Source organism: Gordonia sp. 852002-50395_SCH5434458, from assembly GCF_001665905.1.
GTDB lineage: Bacteria > Actinomycetota > Actinomycetes > Mycobacteriales > Mycobacteriaceae > Gordonia > Gordonia jacobaea.
Window position 1 is genome coordinate 168,709 of record NZ_LZTC01000040.1, and the last position, 15,983, is coordinate 184,691.

Below are 15,983 nucleotides of genomic sequence, written 5' to 3' on the forward strand. Positions count from 1 at the left end.
GCCTAGGCTTCGTGACCATCATCGATGAGCGTGTTGGACGGACCGCTCATTCGGTGCAAACGATGCCCATCGGACCGCAGCTCCACCCGATGGTCACCGCGCGGATACCCTGACGAGGTGTACCAGCCGGGAAGCGACGTGGCCGGCTACACCATCGATGCGCTGGTGGGTAGCGGCAGTAGTGCTGATGTTTACCGCGTTCACCGTGGCGACGAGCGCACCCCTGAGGCGCTCAAGGTGCTGCATTCCGATGAAACCGGCAATACCCGCGCTGCCGAACGTTTCGAGCGTGAGTTCACCATCGCATCCCGACTCCACCACCCGAACATCGTCGAGATGTACACGCGCGGGAAGATCCAACCCGACGCACAGACGAACCGCCGAGCACAGGCTCTCGGCGTCCCCGCAGACCGTGTTCCGCCGACGCTGTGGATCGCCATGCAATACGTCGACGGCCCCGCCGCGGTCGCCCTGATCCCCTCGCCGACAACCGAACCGGCAGTACCGACCATTGTCCATGTGGCCAAACAGATCGCGGCGGCAATCGATTTCGCGCACTCCCGCGACGTCTTGCATCGCGACGTCAAGCCCGCCAACATCCTGCTGACCTCATCGCGCCCCGACACCGACGCGTTGCTCTCCGACTTCGGCATCGCGCAGCTCGTCGACGACAATCGGCCACTCGCGCGCAACGGCCGAGTCCAGGGATCGATCGCCTACGCGTCTCCGGAACTCCTTCAGGCCAAGCAACTCTCACCGGCAACCGACGAATACGCCTTCGCCTGCACGCTCACCGAACTCCTCACCGGCGCTCCGCCTTACCCACGTGCGACGGCGTTCGGCATCACCAACGCACATCTGCGCGACGACCCGCCGTTGCTGACCCGACGTCGACCATGGCTTCCATCGGCGCTCAATTCGGTATTCGCCAAGGCCCTCGCCAAGAAGCCGGCCGATCGCTACTCGACGTGCAGCGAGTTTGCCGACATCGTCGCCCGCAACCTCCGCGACGTCCCGGTCCCTCAGCCCGCCGCGGGGCGCCGGCCGTGGCGTCGCCCCTGAGAGCGGCGCCCGAGCGACATTCTGAGACGCCCGACCCGCTTTCGATCTGTGACACACGACACAGTTCTTCGATTGTTAAATCGGACATCGAATCGGCATTCGGCCCGCGTCTCAACACAATTGGGCCGGCGCGCCGTCAAATCGACGGCCATTGGGTGTCGAGATCGTTAACATTCTGCGTCATCTCGACGTAGCGAAGAGCCGATAGCGTCAGGGGCCGTCCACGTTGTCCACACGGTCTATCGTCCACAAGCGCACGGGGAGCCATGACAGCCGAACCAACGACGCAGTACGACAATTCAGCACTCGCCCACGAGGACGAGGGCTATCAGAAGGCACTCAAACCGCGGCAGATCCAGATGATCGCCATCGGTGGCGCGATCGGAACCGGCCTGTTCATGGGTGCGGGCTCCCGCCTCCACGACGCAGGCCCCGGCCTGTTCATCACCTACGCCGTGTGCGGCGTCTTCGTCTTCTTCATCCTCCGCGCACTCGGCGAACTCGTCCTCCACCGACCCTCATCGGGATCGTTCGTCTCCTACGCGCGCGAATTCTTCGGTGAGAAAACAGCATTCGTCACCGGCTGGCTCTACTTCTTCAACTGGGCCGCCACCGCGATCGTCGACGTCACGGCCGTGGCACTCTACGTGCACTACTGGGGAATGTTCGGGGCGATCCCGCAATGGCTGATCGCGCTCATCGCCCTCTGCATCGTGCTGACCATGAACATCATCTCGGTCAAACTCTTCGGTGAGATGGAATTCTGGGCGTCGATCATCAAGGTCACCGCACTCGTGACGTTCCTCGTCGTCGGAATCGTCTTCCTCGCAGGACGTTTCGACATCGAGGGCGCCTCGACCGGGTTCAGCGTCATCTCCGACAACGGCGGAATGTTCCCCACGGGATTGTTCTCGTTGGTGATCGTGACGTCGGGCGTCATCTTTGCCTATGCCGCAGTCGAATTGGTCGGCACCGCTGCGGGTGAGACCGCCGAGCCGGCGAAAGTGATGCCGCGAGCGATCAACTCGGTGATCCTGCGTATCGCCGTGTTCTACGTGGGGTCCCTGATCGTTCTCGCCCTGCTACTTCCCTACACCACCTACAAGGCCGACGAGAGTCCGTTCGTCACCTTCTTCTCGAAGATCGGCGTACCGGCGGCGGGCGGGATCATGAACCTCGTCGTGCTCACTGCGGCGATGTCGAGTCTCAACGCAGGCCTGTACTCGACGGGCCGCACCCTGCGCTCCATGGCGCTCAACGGAACTGCACCGTCATTCACCGGCAAGATGAACAGGAACGGCGTTCCGTTCGGTGGCATCGCGCTGACAGGAGCGCTGACCTTCCTCGGTGTCATCCTCAACCTGTTCGTTCCCGAAGACGCCTTCAACATCGCGCTCGACCTCTCCGCACTCGGAATCATCTCCACGTGGGCGATGATCGTCGCCTGTCAGATCCAGCTGTACCGGTGGGAGAAGAAGGGCATACTCACACGGCCTTCATTCCGACTCCCGGGCACGCCGTACACCAGCTACGCCACCCTGATCTTCCTCGCGGCGGTGGTCGTCCTGATGTGTTACGACGACATCTGGAATCTCATCGCGATCATCGTCGGAGCGCCACTGCTGGTCGCGGGCTGGTATGCCTGCCGGTCGAAGGTGCTGGCACTCGCGGCGCAGCGCCAGGGCTACACCGGCGAATACCCCGTCATGCCCGAGCCTCCGGTTCCGGAAGGCCCCGAGGACAAATAGCAGTTCTTTTCGTACGACGCCCCTCACGCCTGGCCGTGGGGGGCGTCGTCGACGTTGTACACACGTAGAGCGTTGTCGCGGAGGACCTTTCGCAAGAGATCGTCTCCCCACGGACTGAGTACGTCGAGGAGTGCGCCGACGACCATCGACATGGTCGCATTGGGCCGGTCGAGGGGAAAGTTGGACCCGAAGAGAAGTCGTTCCGATCCGAAATGGCTCACCATGTGCCCGATGAGGGGACCGATCATCTCGGCGAGGGTCTTCCGGCTCCCGATGTTGCCATGGGGGTCGTGTCCGTAACCGAGAATCGGCATCGCCAATCCGGACAGCTTCATCACGATATTCGGTTGCGCGGCAAGGCTCACCACCCGCTCATGCCACAGGCGCATGATGTCTGCACGCGCCGCGGCAGTGTTGCCGGTCCGCACACCCATCGGTCCGAAAACACCCACCGGCGCTCCGATGTGGTCGACGACGACCGTGGCCTCGGGATACTCGCGCGCCAAACTGATCACGTCGTAGAGCTGATGTGAATAGACAAACGCCTCCAACACCAGGCCCCGACGCACCGCCTCACCGAAGCCGCGTAGTGCGGACGTCGACGCCAGCAGACCATCATCCGGCGTCGAATCACGGACGCGTGGATCGGGATGGCGTGCTGCAAGCACTCGGACTGCGCGCACGAGAGGCGTGATGTCGAGTTGTGCGTCGAGTTGCGTCGCAAAGTTGGGCGAACTCGGATCGCCGTGCACGATGATCGCTCCCAGCCGCGGGGCACCGTCGCGACCGAAGGGAAGCCCGATTGTGTAGCGGGTTTCCGATAGTTCCTCGGCCTCGACGTCGGAAATCATGTCGATGTCGCCCGCGTATGCCCGCCAGTGGGAATCGGCGACGATGACGGTGTCGATCGCGGCGCCTGCGACCGTGGGCACTCCCGCGATGTCTTTGACATAGTGTTCGGTCTCGTAGGGGCGCGCGATGACCGACGGCGTCAGAACGTATTCTCTGTCGGCCTGCGAGACCAGCAGGGTGAATGCGCGTTCGCCGAGCCACGGCGTGAGTCGTCGTACCCGCGCGAGGCCCTTTGCCCGCCAAGGAGTCTGACGCGGATTCCATTGCAACATATGCGCGTCGACGATTCCCGGAAGCACGTTTTCCAGGGAGACCACAAGTACAGGATCCCACATCCTGCATATTTTTGGATCAATTGGCTGTCTGGAAGGTGCGGATTCTTTCCACTGACACACCTTTCGCCGCCTCGGGCACCCCGCGCCGACGAGGGGGCAGAATAAGGAGGTTGTCGACGAGGCCACACGATCGGAGGTGAGCATGGGCGGGCACTCGCGCCACGCGCTGCACCACGTGCGTCAGGTCATCGGACGCGACCCCGACGCGTTCACGCGCGGCGTCTTCACGCGCCTTTTTGCTCTCGATCCCGACCTTCGCGACCTTTTTCCCGCGCAGATGTCGCATCTGCGTGAGGCGTTCTTCGGAGTGATCGACCACGCCCTCGAAGTGATTCCGGCCGACGACGGCCACACCGACCTCGTCGAACTGCTCGCACAGCTCGGGCGCGATCACCGCAAGTTCGGCGTGCTGCCTGCGCACTACCCCCTGATGTGCACCGCGCTCATCGGTGAGTTCCGCGCGCTGCTCGACGGCTACTGGGACGGCGACACCGAGGAGACAGTCACCCAGGCGATGATGTTGACCACCGGCGTGATGCGAGGTGCGGCCGAGATGGCGTCCGGGCCGCCGACCTGGACCGCGCAGGTGGTCGAGAAGTATCGGATCACCCGCGACCTCGCCGTCGTGCGGCTCGTCAGCGCCGATCCGCTGCGCTTTTCGGTCGGGCAGTACCTCGAGGTGGCAATTCCGCAATGGCCGCACGAGTGGCGGCATCTCTCGCCTGCGATTCCACCCAATGACGATGGCGAGATCGAATTCCACGTCCGCGCCGTTCCCGGTGGCGTCGTGAGTTCTGCGATCGTGTCGACGACGCGCGTCGGCGATGTCTGGAAGCTGGCGCAGCACCACGGAACACTGCACATCGAACGGGACCACGACGTCCTCATGGTCGCGGGCGGTACCGGACTCGCTCCGCTGCGCGCGCTGCTGATCGAGATGTCGAAGCGGGCCGACTCGCCGTCGACGCACATCTTCTACGGCATGCGCTACCCCGGCGAACTCTACGATCTGGCGGTGCTGGCGCGCATCGCGTCGACCAATCCCTGGCTGCGCGTTACTGCGGTGTCGCAGGAGACCGACGACCCGTGGTGGTTGAACTCGATCGCATCACCCGAGGAACTCGGCGTCGATCACCGGATCGGTGTGCTGCCAGATGTTGTTGCGGCAGAGACAGATTGGAGCGGCCATCAGGCGCTCGTCGTCGGCTCTCCGCAGATGGTGACGGCCACGCGTCGTCGACTCATCATCGCCGGCGTGCGGGCGAGCAGAATCCAATCCGATCCCGTGTTCTGACGGCGCCACAGCGACCTCAGTTCTCGCCTGTCCCCTGCCCTTGCTCGCCGCCGCCTTCGGACTGCCCGGGCACGGTGACAGTGACCGTGGAGGTCTCGGTGACCGTCGCGGTCTCTGTCTCGGTACCCGCCGGGGCTTCCACCGTCCTGGTGACCGTCGGCGGTCGGACCGTCGTCGTGCGGACCTCGCTCCTGGTCTCGGTCTGCGTTTCGGTGACGGCGTCGCCCTCGCGCGTGACGGTTGCCTGTTGCGGGGTGTCGGTGACCGTCACCGTGGACGGCGTGGTGTTCGGTGTGGCGCTCTCGTTGTCGTTGCTGGCGTGCAGTGCGGTCAGCCCGATTGCGCCGAGTAGCACGGCGACCCCGATCGCCGCGCCCAGCGCCCACCAGCGCAGCCCTGTCGCATCGCGAGGAGCGCGCGTGGGTGCTGCGGCGGCATACGCGACCTGTTCCGAGTCGCCTGCCGGCAACACCGTCGTCTTCGCCGGGGTGGCGGCAGCGCCCGCGGCAAGAGCGAGAGCAGGCATCTCGGCAATCGACACCGGGCGTGTGACCGCATATTCGAGCGCAGGCGCAACGCCGGGCAATTCCGCGCCCGACCCGGTGCAGACGACGGAGCTCAACCGGGAGCCGCCATCGGCGTCGAGGATCAGTCGGGCGACATCGTCGGCGCCCTGTGCATCGGTGACCGGAATCCCCTCGAGCGTCGAGTTGTCGCGGGTGTCGAGCAGCTGGCCGGTGGTGTTGTCGACGAGCGCCACGCACACGCCGTCGGCGGGCTCGCCTGTGCGTGCAAGGTTCACCACAGCCGTCACGCCTGCCCCGCCCGGAGACGAGCGCGCGACGGCGAGCATGGCGCCCGCGATGTCGTCGACGCTGGTGATCCGGTACCAGGGCGGCGTCGACGGTCCGGGCGTGAAGGCCTGCGCGAGATAGTTGCGGGTGCTCGGACGCGAGCAGGAAACGATGAGGTGATCGACCTCGAACGGGACCGACTCGACCAGTTCCGTGATGGCCGCGGCCGCCGATTCGGGGAGGTAATCGGGCAGATCGACGAGATTGCTGGCCGCGATCTCGTCTGCACCGCCGGCGCCGGAGCGAATGACGACCGACGCGATCTCGTCGCCGACAACAGACACGCCCAGGGACACCGGCCCTGTCGGCCCTGCGCCTGATGCCTGCGTCCCGGTCGGCTGTGTCACCGTTGACTCCCCACGTTGCTGTGAGAAGTCAGCCTAACGTGTGCTCCCCGGCGGCCAACCGGCCGTCGGGGAGCATGGGTAGAAAACAGCGTCTGATCAGTCTTTGCGCTTGGTGCGTCGTGGTTGCCAGACGACCAACGCGCTCGTGCGTGGGACCGGCACCAACTCGCCACCGCGGCGACCGGACTGCTCGACTTGGCTCTGCAGTTCACCGACTCGCTGTTGGAGCGCGTCGACCTGATTGGTGAGGTCGATGATGCGCTTGATGCCCGCGAGGTTGACGCCTTCCTCCTGCGAGAGACGTTGGATCTCTCTCAGGAGTTCGACGTCGCGCGGCGAGTAGCGGCGTCCGCCTCCCGTCGTGCGTTGCGGCGTGACGAGTCCGAGCCGGTCATACGTGCGCAGTGTCTGCGCATGCATCCCTGCCAGTTCGGCGGCGACCGAGATCATGAACGTCGCGCTCGAATCCTCGAAGTCTCGACTCGCCATGGCTCATCGCCCCCATCCTGCACGGGGGTCGAATCCGCTCGCCTTCTCTGCCTCGGCGTACTTCTTGAGTGCCTCGGTCGCGGAGTCGTCGAGTGTGCCCGGCACCTCGACCTTCACGGTGACCAACAGGTCGCCCGCGCCTCCGGAACGCTTCGGCACACCACGTCCACGGACACGCAAAGTGCGTCCGTCTGTGGTGTTCGGCGGGATCTTGACTCCCACCGACCCCTCGAGCGTCGGCACGGAAACCGTTGCACCGAGCACCAATTCGGAGAAGCTGACCGGCAGCTGAACCTTGAGGTCGTTGCCGCTGCGGGTGAAGATCTTGTCGGCGGTCACGTGGACGACCACATAAAGGTCGCCCGACGGTGCACCGCGTCGGCCCGCTTCGCCCTGGCCTGCCAACCGAATTCGTTGTCCGTCTTCGACGCCTGCCGGGATACGCACGTTGATGGTGCGCGCCCTGACCTTCACGCCGGAGCCGTCGCAGTCGCTACACGGATCGTCGATCCGCGATCCCGTGCCCTGGCAATCCTGGCACGGCTCACTGAAACCGAACGCGCCCTGATTGCGGCTCACCAGCCCGGATCCGTTGCAGGTCGGGCAGACTCGCGGACTAGTACCCGGCTTGGCGCCACTTCCGTGGCATGTCGTACAGGGGGCCGGGCTTGTTACGCGGAGCGGTACGGTCGTACCGACCGCAGCATCCTTGAACGACAGCGTCGTCTCGGTCTCGAGATCGTTGCCGCGACGCGGCCGCGTTGCCGTCGATGAGCGCGACGAACCTCCGCGGTTGAACAGATCGCCGAACAAGTCGCCGAAGCCGCCGCTCGATTCACCTCCGCCACCGAACAGGTCGCCGAGGTCGCCGATGTTGAAATCGGCACCGTTGCTCGTCGAATAACGAGTCCCGCCGCCGCCGGGGAACCCTCCCGGGAAACCGTTTCCGCCGCCGCGGAATTGACCGCCGGCGAACATGGCACGGGTCTCGTCGTACTCCTTACGCTTGTCGGCGTCGGAGAGCACGCTGTGGGCTTCAGACACCCGCTTGAATCGTTCTTCGGCTTCCTTGTCTCCCGGATTGGCATCGGGATGCAGCTCGCGAGCGAGCTTGCGGTAAGCCTTCTTGATCTCTTCAGCCGAAGCGTCAGAAGCAACGCCCAGGTCCTTGTAGAAGTCGTGTTCGAGCCATTCTCGTTGTGGAGCCACCAGACGTCACCTCCTTCGTAGTTGTGTGAAGTTGTCTGGTCTTGAGTTGTGAAAAAGTCGTGGGTTGTGGCGTCCTGTTGCGCCGACGGCGCGCCGCGTCATCTCACGCGACGCGCCGTCGGAGCATATGCAGGTGATTATTGTGCACCACTGTGACCGGTCGTACTCGGCTGTGCCGAAGGATCGGTCTGCGGGTCCGGGTCGGTCACGGTGACCATCGCCGTGCGGATCACCTTGTCGCCGAGCCGATAACCGCCGCGGTAGACCGCGCCGATGACGGGTTCCGTTCCGCTGCCGTCATTTTGGACGGCCTCGTGCAGTTCCGGATCAAACGGATCGCCCGGCGCACCGAACTTCGCCAATCCCTCTGCGTCGAGTGTGGCGATCAGCTTGTCGGCCACACCCTTGAGCGGTCCGCTCTCGAGATCGCCGTGCTCGCGGGCACGGTCGAGGTCGTCGAGAACCGGTAGCAGCTTGTCGATCAGGATCTGCTTGCCGTAGGCGACGCGTCCCTGCTTCTCTTCTTCGGTTCGCCGCTTGTAGTTGGCGAACTGTGCGCGTTCACGCTGCAGGGCGGCGGTCAGTTCGGCCACCTCGGCCGAGTTTCCGCCGGTCGCCTCTTCCGAACCCGACGCGGGGTCGGCGGTCGGTTCGACCGTCGACTCCACGTCGACTGCTGCGGTGTCTGCCGCAGTCGTGTCGAGCTCGGGCTCCGGTGAGGTCACTTGGTGTCCCCGGAGTTCGGCTCGTCGACAACCTCTGCGTCGACGACGTCGCTGTCGGCGTCTGCGGTGGCACCCTCGGCGGATGCGCCGTTCTGCGACTCAGCAGCAGATGCTGCATAGATCGCCTGGCCCATCTCCTGGGACTCCGCGGACAGCTTCTCGATCGCGCTCTTGATCGCCGAGATATCGGTGCCCTTCAGGGCATCGTTGGCCTCGGAGATCGCGGCGTTGACCTTGTCCTTGACCTCGCCGGGAACCTTGTCCTCGTTGTCCTTGAGGAACTTCTCGGTCTGGTTGACCAGCGACTCGGCCTGGTTGCGGGTCTCGGCCTCCTCGCGACGCTTGCGGTCCTCTTCTGCGTGGGCCTCTGCGTCCTTGATCATCCGGTCGATCTCGTCCTTGCTCAGGCCCGAGCCCTCCTGGATGCGGATGGAGTTCTCCTTGCCGGTGCCCTTGTCCTTCGCGGTGACGTGCACGATGCCGTTGGCGTCGATGTCGAAGGTCACCTCGATCTGCGGAACACCCTGCGGCGCAGGAGCAATACCGCCGAGCTCGAACGAGCCGAGCAGCTTGTTGTGCGAGGCGATCTCGCGCTCACCCTGATAGACCTGGATCTGCACCGACGGCTGGTTGTCTTCGGCCGTGGTGTAGGTCTCCGACCGCTTGGTCGGGATCGTGGTGTTGCGCTCGATCAGCTTGTGCATCACGCCGCCCTTGGTCTCGATGCCGAGCGACAGCGGGGTGACATCAAGCAGCAGAACGTCTTTCACCTCACCGCGGAGCACGCCGGCCTGCAGAGCAGCACCGACCGCGACGACCTCGTCGGGGTTGACGCCCTTGTTGGGCTCCTGGCCTCCGGTGAGTTCCTTCACCAGATCGGTGACGGCGGGCATACGAGTCGAACCACCAACGAGCACAACGTGATCGATGTCGCCGACGGAGATGCCTGCGTCCTTGATGACGGCCTGGAACGGAGCGCGGGTGCGCTCGAGCAGATCAGAGGTGATCTTCTGGAACTCGCTGCGGCTCAACTGCTCGTCGAGGAAGAGCGGGTTCTTGTCGGCGTCGACGGTGATGTAGGGCAGGTTGATCGAGGTGCTCTGCGAGGCAGACAGTTCGATCTTGGCCTTCTCGGCAGCCTCACGCAGACGCTGCATGGCCATCTTGTCCTTGGTCAGGTCGATGCCGGAGCTGCTCTTGAACTTCTCCACGAGCCAGTCGACGATGCGCTGATCCCAGTCGTCACCACCGAGGTTGTTGTCGCCGGAGGTCGCACGGACCTCGACGACGCCGTCGCCGATCTCGAGCAGCGAGACGTCGAAGGTACCGCCACCGAGGTCGAAGACCAGGATGGTCTGTTCCTTCTCGCCCTTGTCGAGTCCGTATGCCAGTGCGGCAGCGGTGGGCTCGTTGACGATACGCAGGACGTTGAGGCCCGCGATCTGGCCGGCCTCTTTGGTGGCCTGCCGCTGCGAGTCGTTGAAGTATGCGGGCACGGTGATGACCGCGTCGCTGACGTCTTCACCCAGGTAGGACTCGGCGTCGCGCTTGAGCTTCATGAGCGTGCGCGCGCTGATCTCCTGCGGGGTGTACTTCTTGTCGTCGATCTCGACGTTCCAGTCGCCCTCGCCCATGTGGCGCTTGACGGACCGGATGGTGCGGTCGACGTTGGTGACGGCCTGGTTCTTGGCGGGCTGCCCGACGAGTACCTCACCGTTACGCGCGAATGCGACGACGGACGGAGTGGTCCGCGAGCCTTCGGCGTTGGCGATGACAGTCGGTTCGCCGCCCTCGAGCACGGACACCACGGAGTTGGTGGTGCCGAGGTCGATTCCAACAGCACGAGACATCTGTTATTTCCTCCTAGTTTGTGGGTGTGCACCCAAGTTCTCGGTCCCCTGGTCGAGCTGACGGCACGACCGAGGGGGTTGGTCGATGCAAACCTGCGTCTGGTCGGGGACCAGAGACTTCAGCGCGTCCGACTCAAGTCCTACTGGTTGAGCCTCACCGCGTCAAGTCTACTTGAGTCTGACCGACTCAGGTTTCTCGATAGGTCCAACTGTGCACAGATCCGGGTTGTTCCCGATTCGGAGAAAAAAGTTGAGCGCAGTTCGCGCAACTATGGGAAGGTCGATGTCTCGGCTCTCACGGGGCAGGTGCCGCGCGCGGTCAGTTTCTGGACTGGAGGCCGACTCTTCCGGACTGCAACGCCACATCAGTCAGAAAGTCTGGACTGGCAGCCACTTCACGAGCCGCCTCTGTGGGCTTGTCTGGCTCGACCAGCCGTCGTAGCGCGATCGGCGGCCAAGCGCGACGGCGTCACCCTCTTGTGTATTACTGTCTGTCACTGGAATACGTTCACTTGCGGACACTCTCGGGGTGTCCGTCAGCGAGGTGGCTGGCCAGCGGGCCTTCCGGACCAAGAACTGGGGAGGACCGATCGCAAAGCTGCGCGACAACGCTGACCTCTTAGAGGCGCTCGCGTGAAAGTGAAACCTTGCGGAGGGACGCCCACGTCTATCGGACAATCTAATCCGTCACACGGCGACGACTACTCAGCAATGTTAGAGATAACACCAACGCTGGAGTCACCCAACGATGAACCACAATGACTGGAGCATATTACGGTCAGGTTTGTTCGTCGGGTCCGTGGACTCGGAGAGTACAGACCGGCCCAAACCGCGTGAATCGGCCGACAACAAATGTCCACCATTGACCCGATGCGATGCAGGAGAATAGCCCGCTATGGGAGGTTGGCTGAGCCGGAACCGTCACTTGATGATGGGCGTCGTCGCAGGGGTTCCGGTTGTGATCACCATTGTCCTGGCGGCGGTGGTTGGGTGGAATACGACGTCGATCGCGGTTGGAGTGATCAGTGGCGTCCTGGCGCTGAGTATGGCACTGGTCGCAGGCATCGAACGTATGACGGGACCACGCGCCCGAGTTAACCCGAGTGTTGCCCTCAACGAATTGTGCAGTTCTGCTCTGCGGGATCGGAGGCTTGAGGAACGCCAAGTGATCGACGACGATCACGCGATTCCCTTGACGTTCAGGAAGTGGTCTTTGGATACGCCGAGGCGAGGCCGTGAGACCGGGCGATCGAGGATTCTCGCACAGTGGTACTCAACGGCGAAGGGCAGGCTGGTGATCCTCGGTGAGCCGGGTTCGGGGAAGAGCGATCTGGCCCGGAGGTTCGCCATCGACCAACTGTCGAGCAGAGCCCCTGACGGCCAACTGGCCATCCTATTCAAGCTGGCTGAGTGGGATGGACGAACTGACCTGGGTCACTGGATTAGCGAAATGCTGATGGCGCGATATGCAGAGACCAAGGCGCTGACGCTCGACGGTTCGCGCAGTATCGCCGACTGGCTGCTCGCGCACAACAAAGTCATACCGGTATTTGACGGCCTTGACGAAATCGATGGCGTTGCGCGCAAGCGGCTGCTGGAAATACTTGTCGAGCCAAGCTTCGTCGACTTGCCCTTCGTGATGACGTGTCGAACTGAAGCCTACCGGGAAACTGTGACTTCAGAGGCGCACGTCGAGTTCCGAAAGACGTTGCAAGAGGTCGTGATTGATCCTGTTCCCCTCAGAGAAGCTGGCAGATACCTCAATCATCGCGGCGGGACTACAAACCTCGGGACTATTGAGGAAATGACGGTGAGCGACCGGCGGAGTTGGGCGCCGGTGATCACCGCTGCGGAGGAAACTCCCGACGCACCTTTGGCGCAAGTGCTCGCCAATCCACTGATGCTAACGCTGGCGCGTAGGGTGTACAGCTCAGGCTCAACACGCCCCCGTGATCTCTTGCGCACGAACTACCAGAAGCGCACCAGACTCGAAGATCATTTGCTTGATGGTTACATCGACGCCGCCTACCGGTTCTCGACAATAACCATCAATCGTCGAGGTCATGCGACGACGGTCGACGAGGCGCGAAAATGGCTTTACCACTTGACCGATGCCGGCCCAACGCGTGGGCCATCGAGAACCAACACCGTTAGCTGGTGGAGGCTCGCTCGTAACGTCAGGTTCTTTCGAATGTTGTCCACTACCGTCGTTGCGTTGATCGCGGTAGTCGCCACAACCTTAGCGCTGATTGCATCGGGCATCGAGTGGAATAGCGCGATGTTACTTGCGCTGTGCGTTGCGATACCTGCCGTCGCGATAACCGCATTGAGTTCAGTTCCCGAGCAAGACTTCAGAAAGGCCAGCGCGGCAGCCAGGTTCCTGTACGTGGGAATCTGGGTCCAATTGCCGCTCGGCCTGGTGGCTACGACCCGTTCAGCTTTGGCGTCGTCTCGACCCTACGACATTCGCGGAGCGTTATTGGAAACGCTTCCAATCATCGTGATGGTTGGCCTCTCGTTCGCGATGATTGCCGCCTTCAGAGTCCTCGAATACCGTCCACGCGAGCGGATCACCGGCCGATGGTCGACAGCCGTGCGGATCGGCGGCGCCGGTGGCATCACTTTCGGGCCGTTCAGTGCCACCATCGTGATGGTTGGGCTCTTCGGCGTTGGTTTCGGTTCGCTGGTCGGCACGCTGCTCGCTTGGTCGGCAGCGATTGTCGCAACCTCCGTGGTAATCACGGTGTCAATCTCGTCATCTGTGGCGGCCGCAGATGCGATCCTCTTAGGCGCATTCACGGCGCCGGGAGGAGCCAGGAGACCGATCGGGCCCGCACGCCGACTCGCTGCCATTGCTGTAGCTTGCAGTCTGTCTGCGCTTCCACTCCTACTCGCCGCCGCGGTCGCGTTTGCAGTCAAGACAGACACGTGGTCAGGGCGGATCGTGTGGCTGAATTACGTCCTCGGAGTGTTGCTGATCGGACTCGCCTTCGGTGTCGTCTTCGCGTTCTTTCCGCACAGTTCGCAGCCTGCGCGTCTTCGTCCCGCCCAACGTTCCAAAATAGGCCTGGCCATCCTCGCGGGGGTTCTGGTGGGACTTGGCGCAGGATGGGCGGCAACGACGTACGGCACATCGAACAGACCGGTTACCCTCGCCACCTACGTCGTGCTTTGCACGCTTGTCTCCGTGATGGCTTTTGTCGTGGGACCACCGCGAGGGATAACTCAGCCACTTGGGCCTGTAGCGTCGTTCCGAACCGACCTCAAAGCATCTACGATCTTCAGTGCGGCTTTCGCGATATTTGCTGCGGTCGCTTTCTGGCCGGTTTTCTTCAACGTGACGCAATCAAATAGTTTAGCAATCATAGTCGGCTCTGGAATAGCTTTTGGCGTTGCGGCATGGGTTTCGACACCATCGGGGGCGTTTGTGGTCGCTCAGCTGTTTCTGTGGTGGTGCGACAAAACGCCATTCGGCGTGATGGCTTTCACCCAGGATGCGCACGAACGCGGGGTGTTACGCCGCGACGACAATCGCTACGAGTTCAGGCATGCGCGACTCCAGGAGCGGATGTTCAGGCGGCTTCCGAACCGCGAGACCCAAGTTGGCCGCAAGTCGGTCGAATTCAGTTCGACGAGATCACTCACAGCTGCCATCGCCTGTCTCGTGATAGTGAGTGTCACGTTGGTGTCGTGGGGAGTCTGGACGTACCGAACAATTCCCGACAGCGGCGCCTATTACACGACTGCCGCAAACCTTAAGGACAAAGAAGCGGGCACGGAGTACGCGACGATGCTAGAGTCGGCGCGGTTGGCTGACACCTTGGTGAATCCGTACTATGTCGACGAACATTTTCGGACCACCCAGCTATCACTGACGGATGACTTTGTGCGCGGAATATGGGGAAAAGACTCGTCAGCGGTATCGCCCTACCTCGCGCCGTCGGTCCTGACAAGCGCGGCAGCGACATTCGGCATGTATCAGTCGACCGTAGGTACTATGAGTATCTGGTTGAACATACTCGGATTCAGATCCGACGACTCTGCGGCTACCTTCTCACGGGTGCTCCGCGCGACACTCGAGGCCACGACAGAAAAGGCTGGCCGCGTTCCGCGTCCAGCGCAGATCGTTCCACAGTCGAGTCTGTATTTCTATCAACTTCCAGCCGCAAAGGCAGACGAAGCGCCGGCGATGGTCGGTGCGCAGCTAACAGGCAAGAGGCTGGTAGTCGCATCGAGTACACAACCCTCTGATTCGGTGAACGCCAGGCTCATCGAGCGCGCTTTGTCTCTGCAGACGGAGGCTGTGGAGCGATTCGTTGGGACGGATCCTGCTGAAGGGAAGAACCTGCCACGCGACGCAGACGGTCTCCTTGCCCATACTCTGAACTCTGTACGCAGGCCCGGTCAACAATCGATCGCCGTTCCCAACAAGTCGGCGGTGGGCACGGTTCTGGGACCGAATGCAACGCAACTATTGCTTCTCACTGATCAGCAGGCCAGCGTTCCACTCTTCCGTGATCTTGGTCTAGAGCTTTCCGCGAGCCAGGACGTCGGCACGGTGCTCCGCTTCAAGAGTTTGGCATCTGCGACAAAATTCATCGAGCGCGACATGGGAATAGCGAGTCAACTGCTCGACTCAATATCTGGTCCCGATCACGTGCCCAACGCGAGATGTTGGCATACGCCTCGAGGTGGATTAAGCAACTTTCTCAGCAACGAGTACACCTATCTTTGTGCAGTCCCTTGGCGAAGATACGTCGGAACGGTGTTTGCTAAGAGCGAGTCGGATGCGCGGACCCGAGCTAGTGCGCAGTATCTGTTGCTGCAAGATGCGAGACTTCCGTGAGCATTTGTCAATAGACATCTGGAATCTGTCAAGGAACCTCTGAAGGTCCTCACTCGATAACGATTCGGGCGCACGGCGAATCAACAACCGCTGGCACGCCCGCAACGTGGCACGACAACACTTGTGTCCGGGTTTGTACACTCAGCGACTCACACTGGTCAAGAACCCAATTGTCACGGACGCGATACCCCGTCCGCAGCCTCGCTTATTATCCGACGCTACGTCCACACATCCCGCGATCAGGCCGTCCCAACCGTCAACGAGAGCGCGGCGACGTGGGTACGGACGCCGCAGCAGCTCGTTAGCCGCGTGCTGAACCGTTCTGGGTCTGGTGGAGACCGTGATCTCACCGGGAGAATACGGAAGCACCCG

The 15,983-nt window shown here is 62.6% G+C and carries 11 protein-coding genes; 4 read left to right on the forward strand and 7 right to left on the reverse strand.

The annotated features are described in order from the left end of the window. Positions 1-117: 117 nt before the first annotated feature. Both A5785_RS09175 and A5785_RS09180 read left to right on the forward strand, forming a co-directional pair. Positions 118-1,062, forward strand: coding sequence for a serine/threonine-protein kinase (locus tag A5785_RS09175; RefSeq protein WP_049700459.1), 945 nt, complete (start codon positions 118-120; stop codon positions 1,060-1,062). Between the two features lie 266 nt (positions 1,063-1,328). Continuing rightward, positions 1,329-2,810, forward strand: a complete 1,482-nt coding sequence (locus A5785_RS09180) for an amino acid permease (RefSeq protein WP_064866019.1) — start codon at positions 1,329-1,331, stop codon at positions 2,808-2,810. A gap of 23 nt (positions 2,811-2,833) precedes the next feature. On the opposite strand, the gene A5785_RS09185 is transcribed toward A5785_RS09180, so the two are convergent. Next, positions 2,834-3,997, reverse strand: coding sequence for an amidohydrolase family protein (locus A5785_RS09185; protein ID WP_082937971.1), 1,164 nt, complete (start codon positions 3,995-3,997; stop codon positions 2,834-2,836). A gap of 142 nt (positions 3,998-4,139) precedes the next feature. Between A5785_RS09185 and A5785_RS09190 the strand changes: the two genes are divergently transcribed. Next, the gene (locus A5785_RS09190) at positions 4,140-5,291 is read left to right on the forward strand and encodes an FAD-binding oxidoreductase (protein WP_064866022.1); all 1,152 of its coding nucleotides are present in this window, start codon (positions 4,140-4,142) and stop codon (positions 5,289-5,291) included. Between the two features lie 16 nt (positions 5,292-5,307). Here A5785_RS09190 and A5785_RS09195 read toward each other — a convergent pair whose 3' ends face one another. The 6 genes from A5785_RS09195 to A5785_RS23480 all read right to left on the reverse strand — a co-directional run bounded on the left by A5785_RS09195 (position 5,308) and on the right by A5785_RS23480 (position 11,830). Next, entirely contained in the window at positions 5,308-6,492 is a 1,185-nt protein-coding gene (locus A5785_RS09195) for a hypothetical protein (protein ID WP_064866025.1), read from the reverse strand. Positions 6,493-6,588: 96 nt separating this feature from the next. Further along, a complete protein-coding gene (locus tag A5785_RS09200) occupies positions 6,589-6,981 on the reverse strand; it encodes a heat shock protein transcriptional repressor HspR (protein WP_049700454.1) in 393 nt (130 codons plus the stop codon). A gap of 3 nt (positions 6,982-6,984) precedes the next feature. Continuing rightward, complete coding sequence (gene dnaJ, locus A5785_RS09205) at positions 6,985-8,190, reverse strand: molecular chaperone DnaJ (protein WP_064866027.1); 1,206 nt, start codon at positions 8,188-8,190, stop codon at positions 6,985-6,987. A 137-nt stretch (positions 8,191-8,327) separates the two neighbouring features. Further along, positions 8,328-8,915 carry a nucleotide exchange factor GrpE gene (grpE, locus tag A5785_RS09210; protein WP_049700452.1) on the reverse strand — a complete coding sequence of 196 codons (588 nt, stop codon included), beginning with the start codon at positions 8,913-8,915 and terminating at the stop codon, positions 8,328-8,330. Next, positions 8,912-10,765 (reverse strand): molecular chaperone DnaK, encoded by a 1,854-nt coding sequence (gene dnaK, locus A5785_RS09215; RefSeq protein WP_064866029.1) that lies wholly within the window; start codon positions 10,763-10,765, stop codon positions 8,912-8,914. Before dnaK ends, grpE begins: the two co-directional genes overlap by 4 nt. Positions 10,766-11,686: 921 nt before the next feature. Next, on the reverse strand, positions 11,687-11,830 hold the full coding sequence (locus tag A5785_RS23480) for a hypothetical protein (protein WP_156525520.1): 144 nt from the start codon (positions 11,828-11,830) through the stop codon (positions 11,687-11,689). Between the two features lie 100 nt (positions 11,831-11,930). On the opposite strand from A5785_RS23480, the gene A5785_RS09220 reads away from it, so the two are divergent. Then, positions 11,931-15,611 carry a sulfite exporter TauE/SafE family protein gene (locus A5785_RS09220; protein ID WP_064870659.1) on the forward strand — a complete coding sequence of 1,227 codons (3,681 nt, stop codon included), beginning with the start codon at positions 11,931-11,933 and terminating at the stop codon, positions 15,609-15,611. Positions 15,612-15,983 lie beyond the last annotated feature (372 nt).

What these genes read in the sequence shown, in the direction of transcription:
- A5785_RS09180 (WP_064866019.1), top strand. Translation starts at nt 1,329, where the DNA reads ATGACAGCCGAACCAACGACGCAGTACGACAATTCAGCACTCGCCCAC.
- A5785_RS09185 (WP_082937971.1), bottom strand. Translation starts at nt 3,997, where the DNA reads ATGTGGGATCCTGTACTTGTGGTCTCCCTGGAAAACGTGCTTCCGGGA.
- A5785_RS09190 (WP_064866022.1), top strand. Translation starts at nt 4,140, where the DNA reads ATGGGCGGGCACTCGCGCCACGCGCTGCACCACGTGCGTCAGGTCATC.
- A5785_RS09200 (WP_049700454.1), bottom strand. Translation starts at nt 6,981, where the DNA reads ATGGCGAGTCGAGACTTCGAGGATTCGAGCGCGACGTTCATGATCTCG.
- dnaK (WP_064866029.1), bottom strand. Translation starts at nt 10,765, where the DNA reads ATGTCTCGTGCTGTTGGAATCGACCTCGGCACCACCAACTCCGTGGTG.
- A5785_RS23480 (WP_156525520.1), bottom strand. Translation starts at nt 11,830, where the DNA reads ATGCCTGCGACCAGTGCCATACTCAGCGCCAGGACGCCACTGATCACT.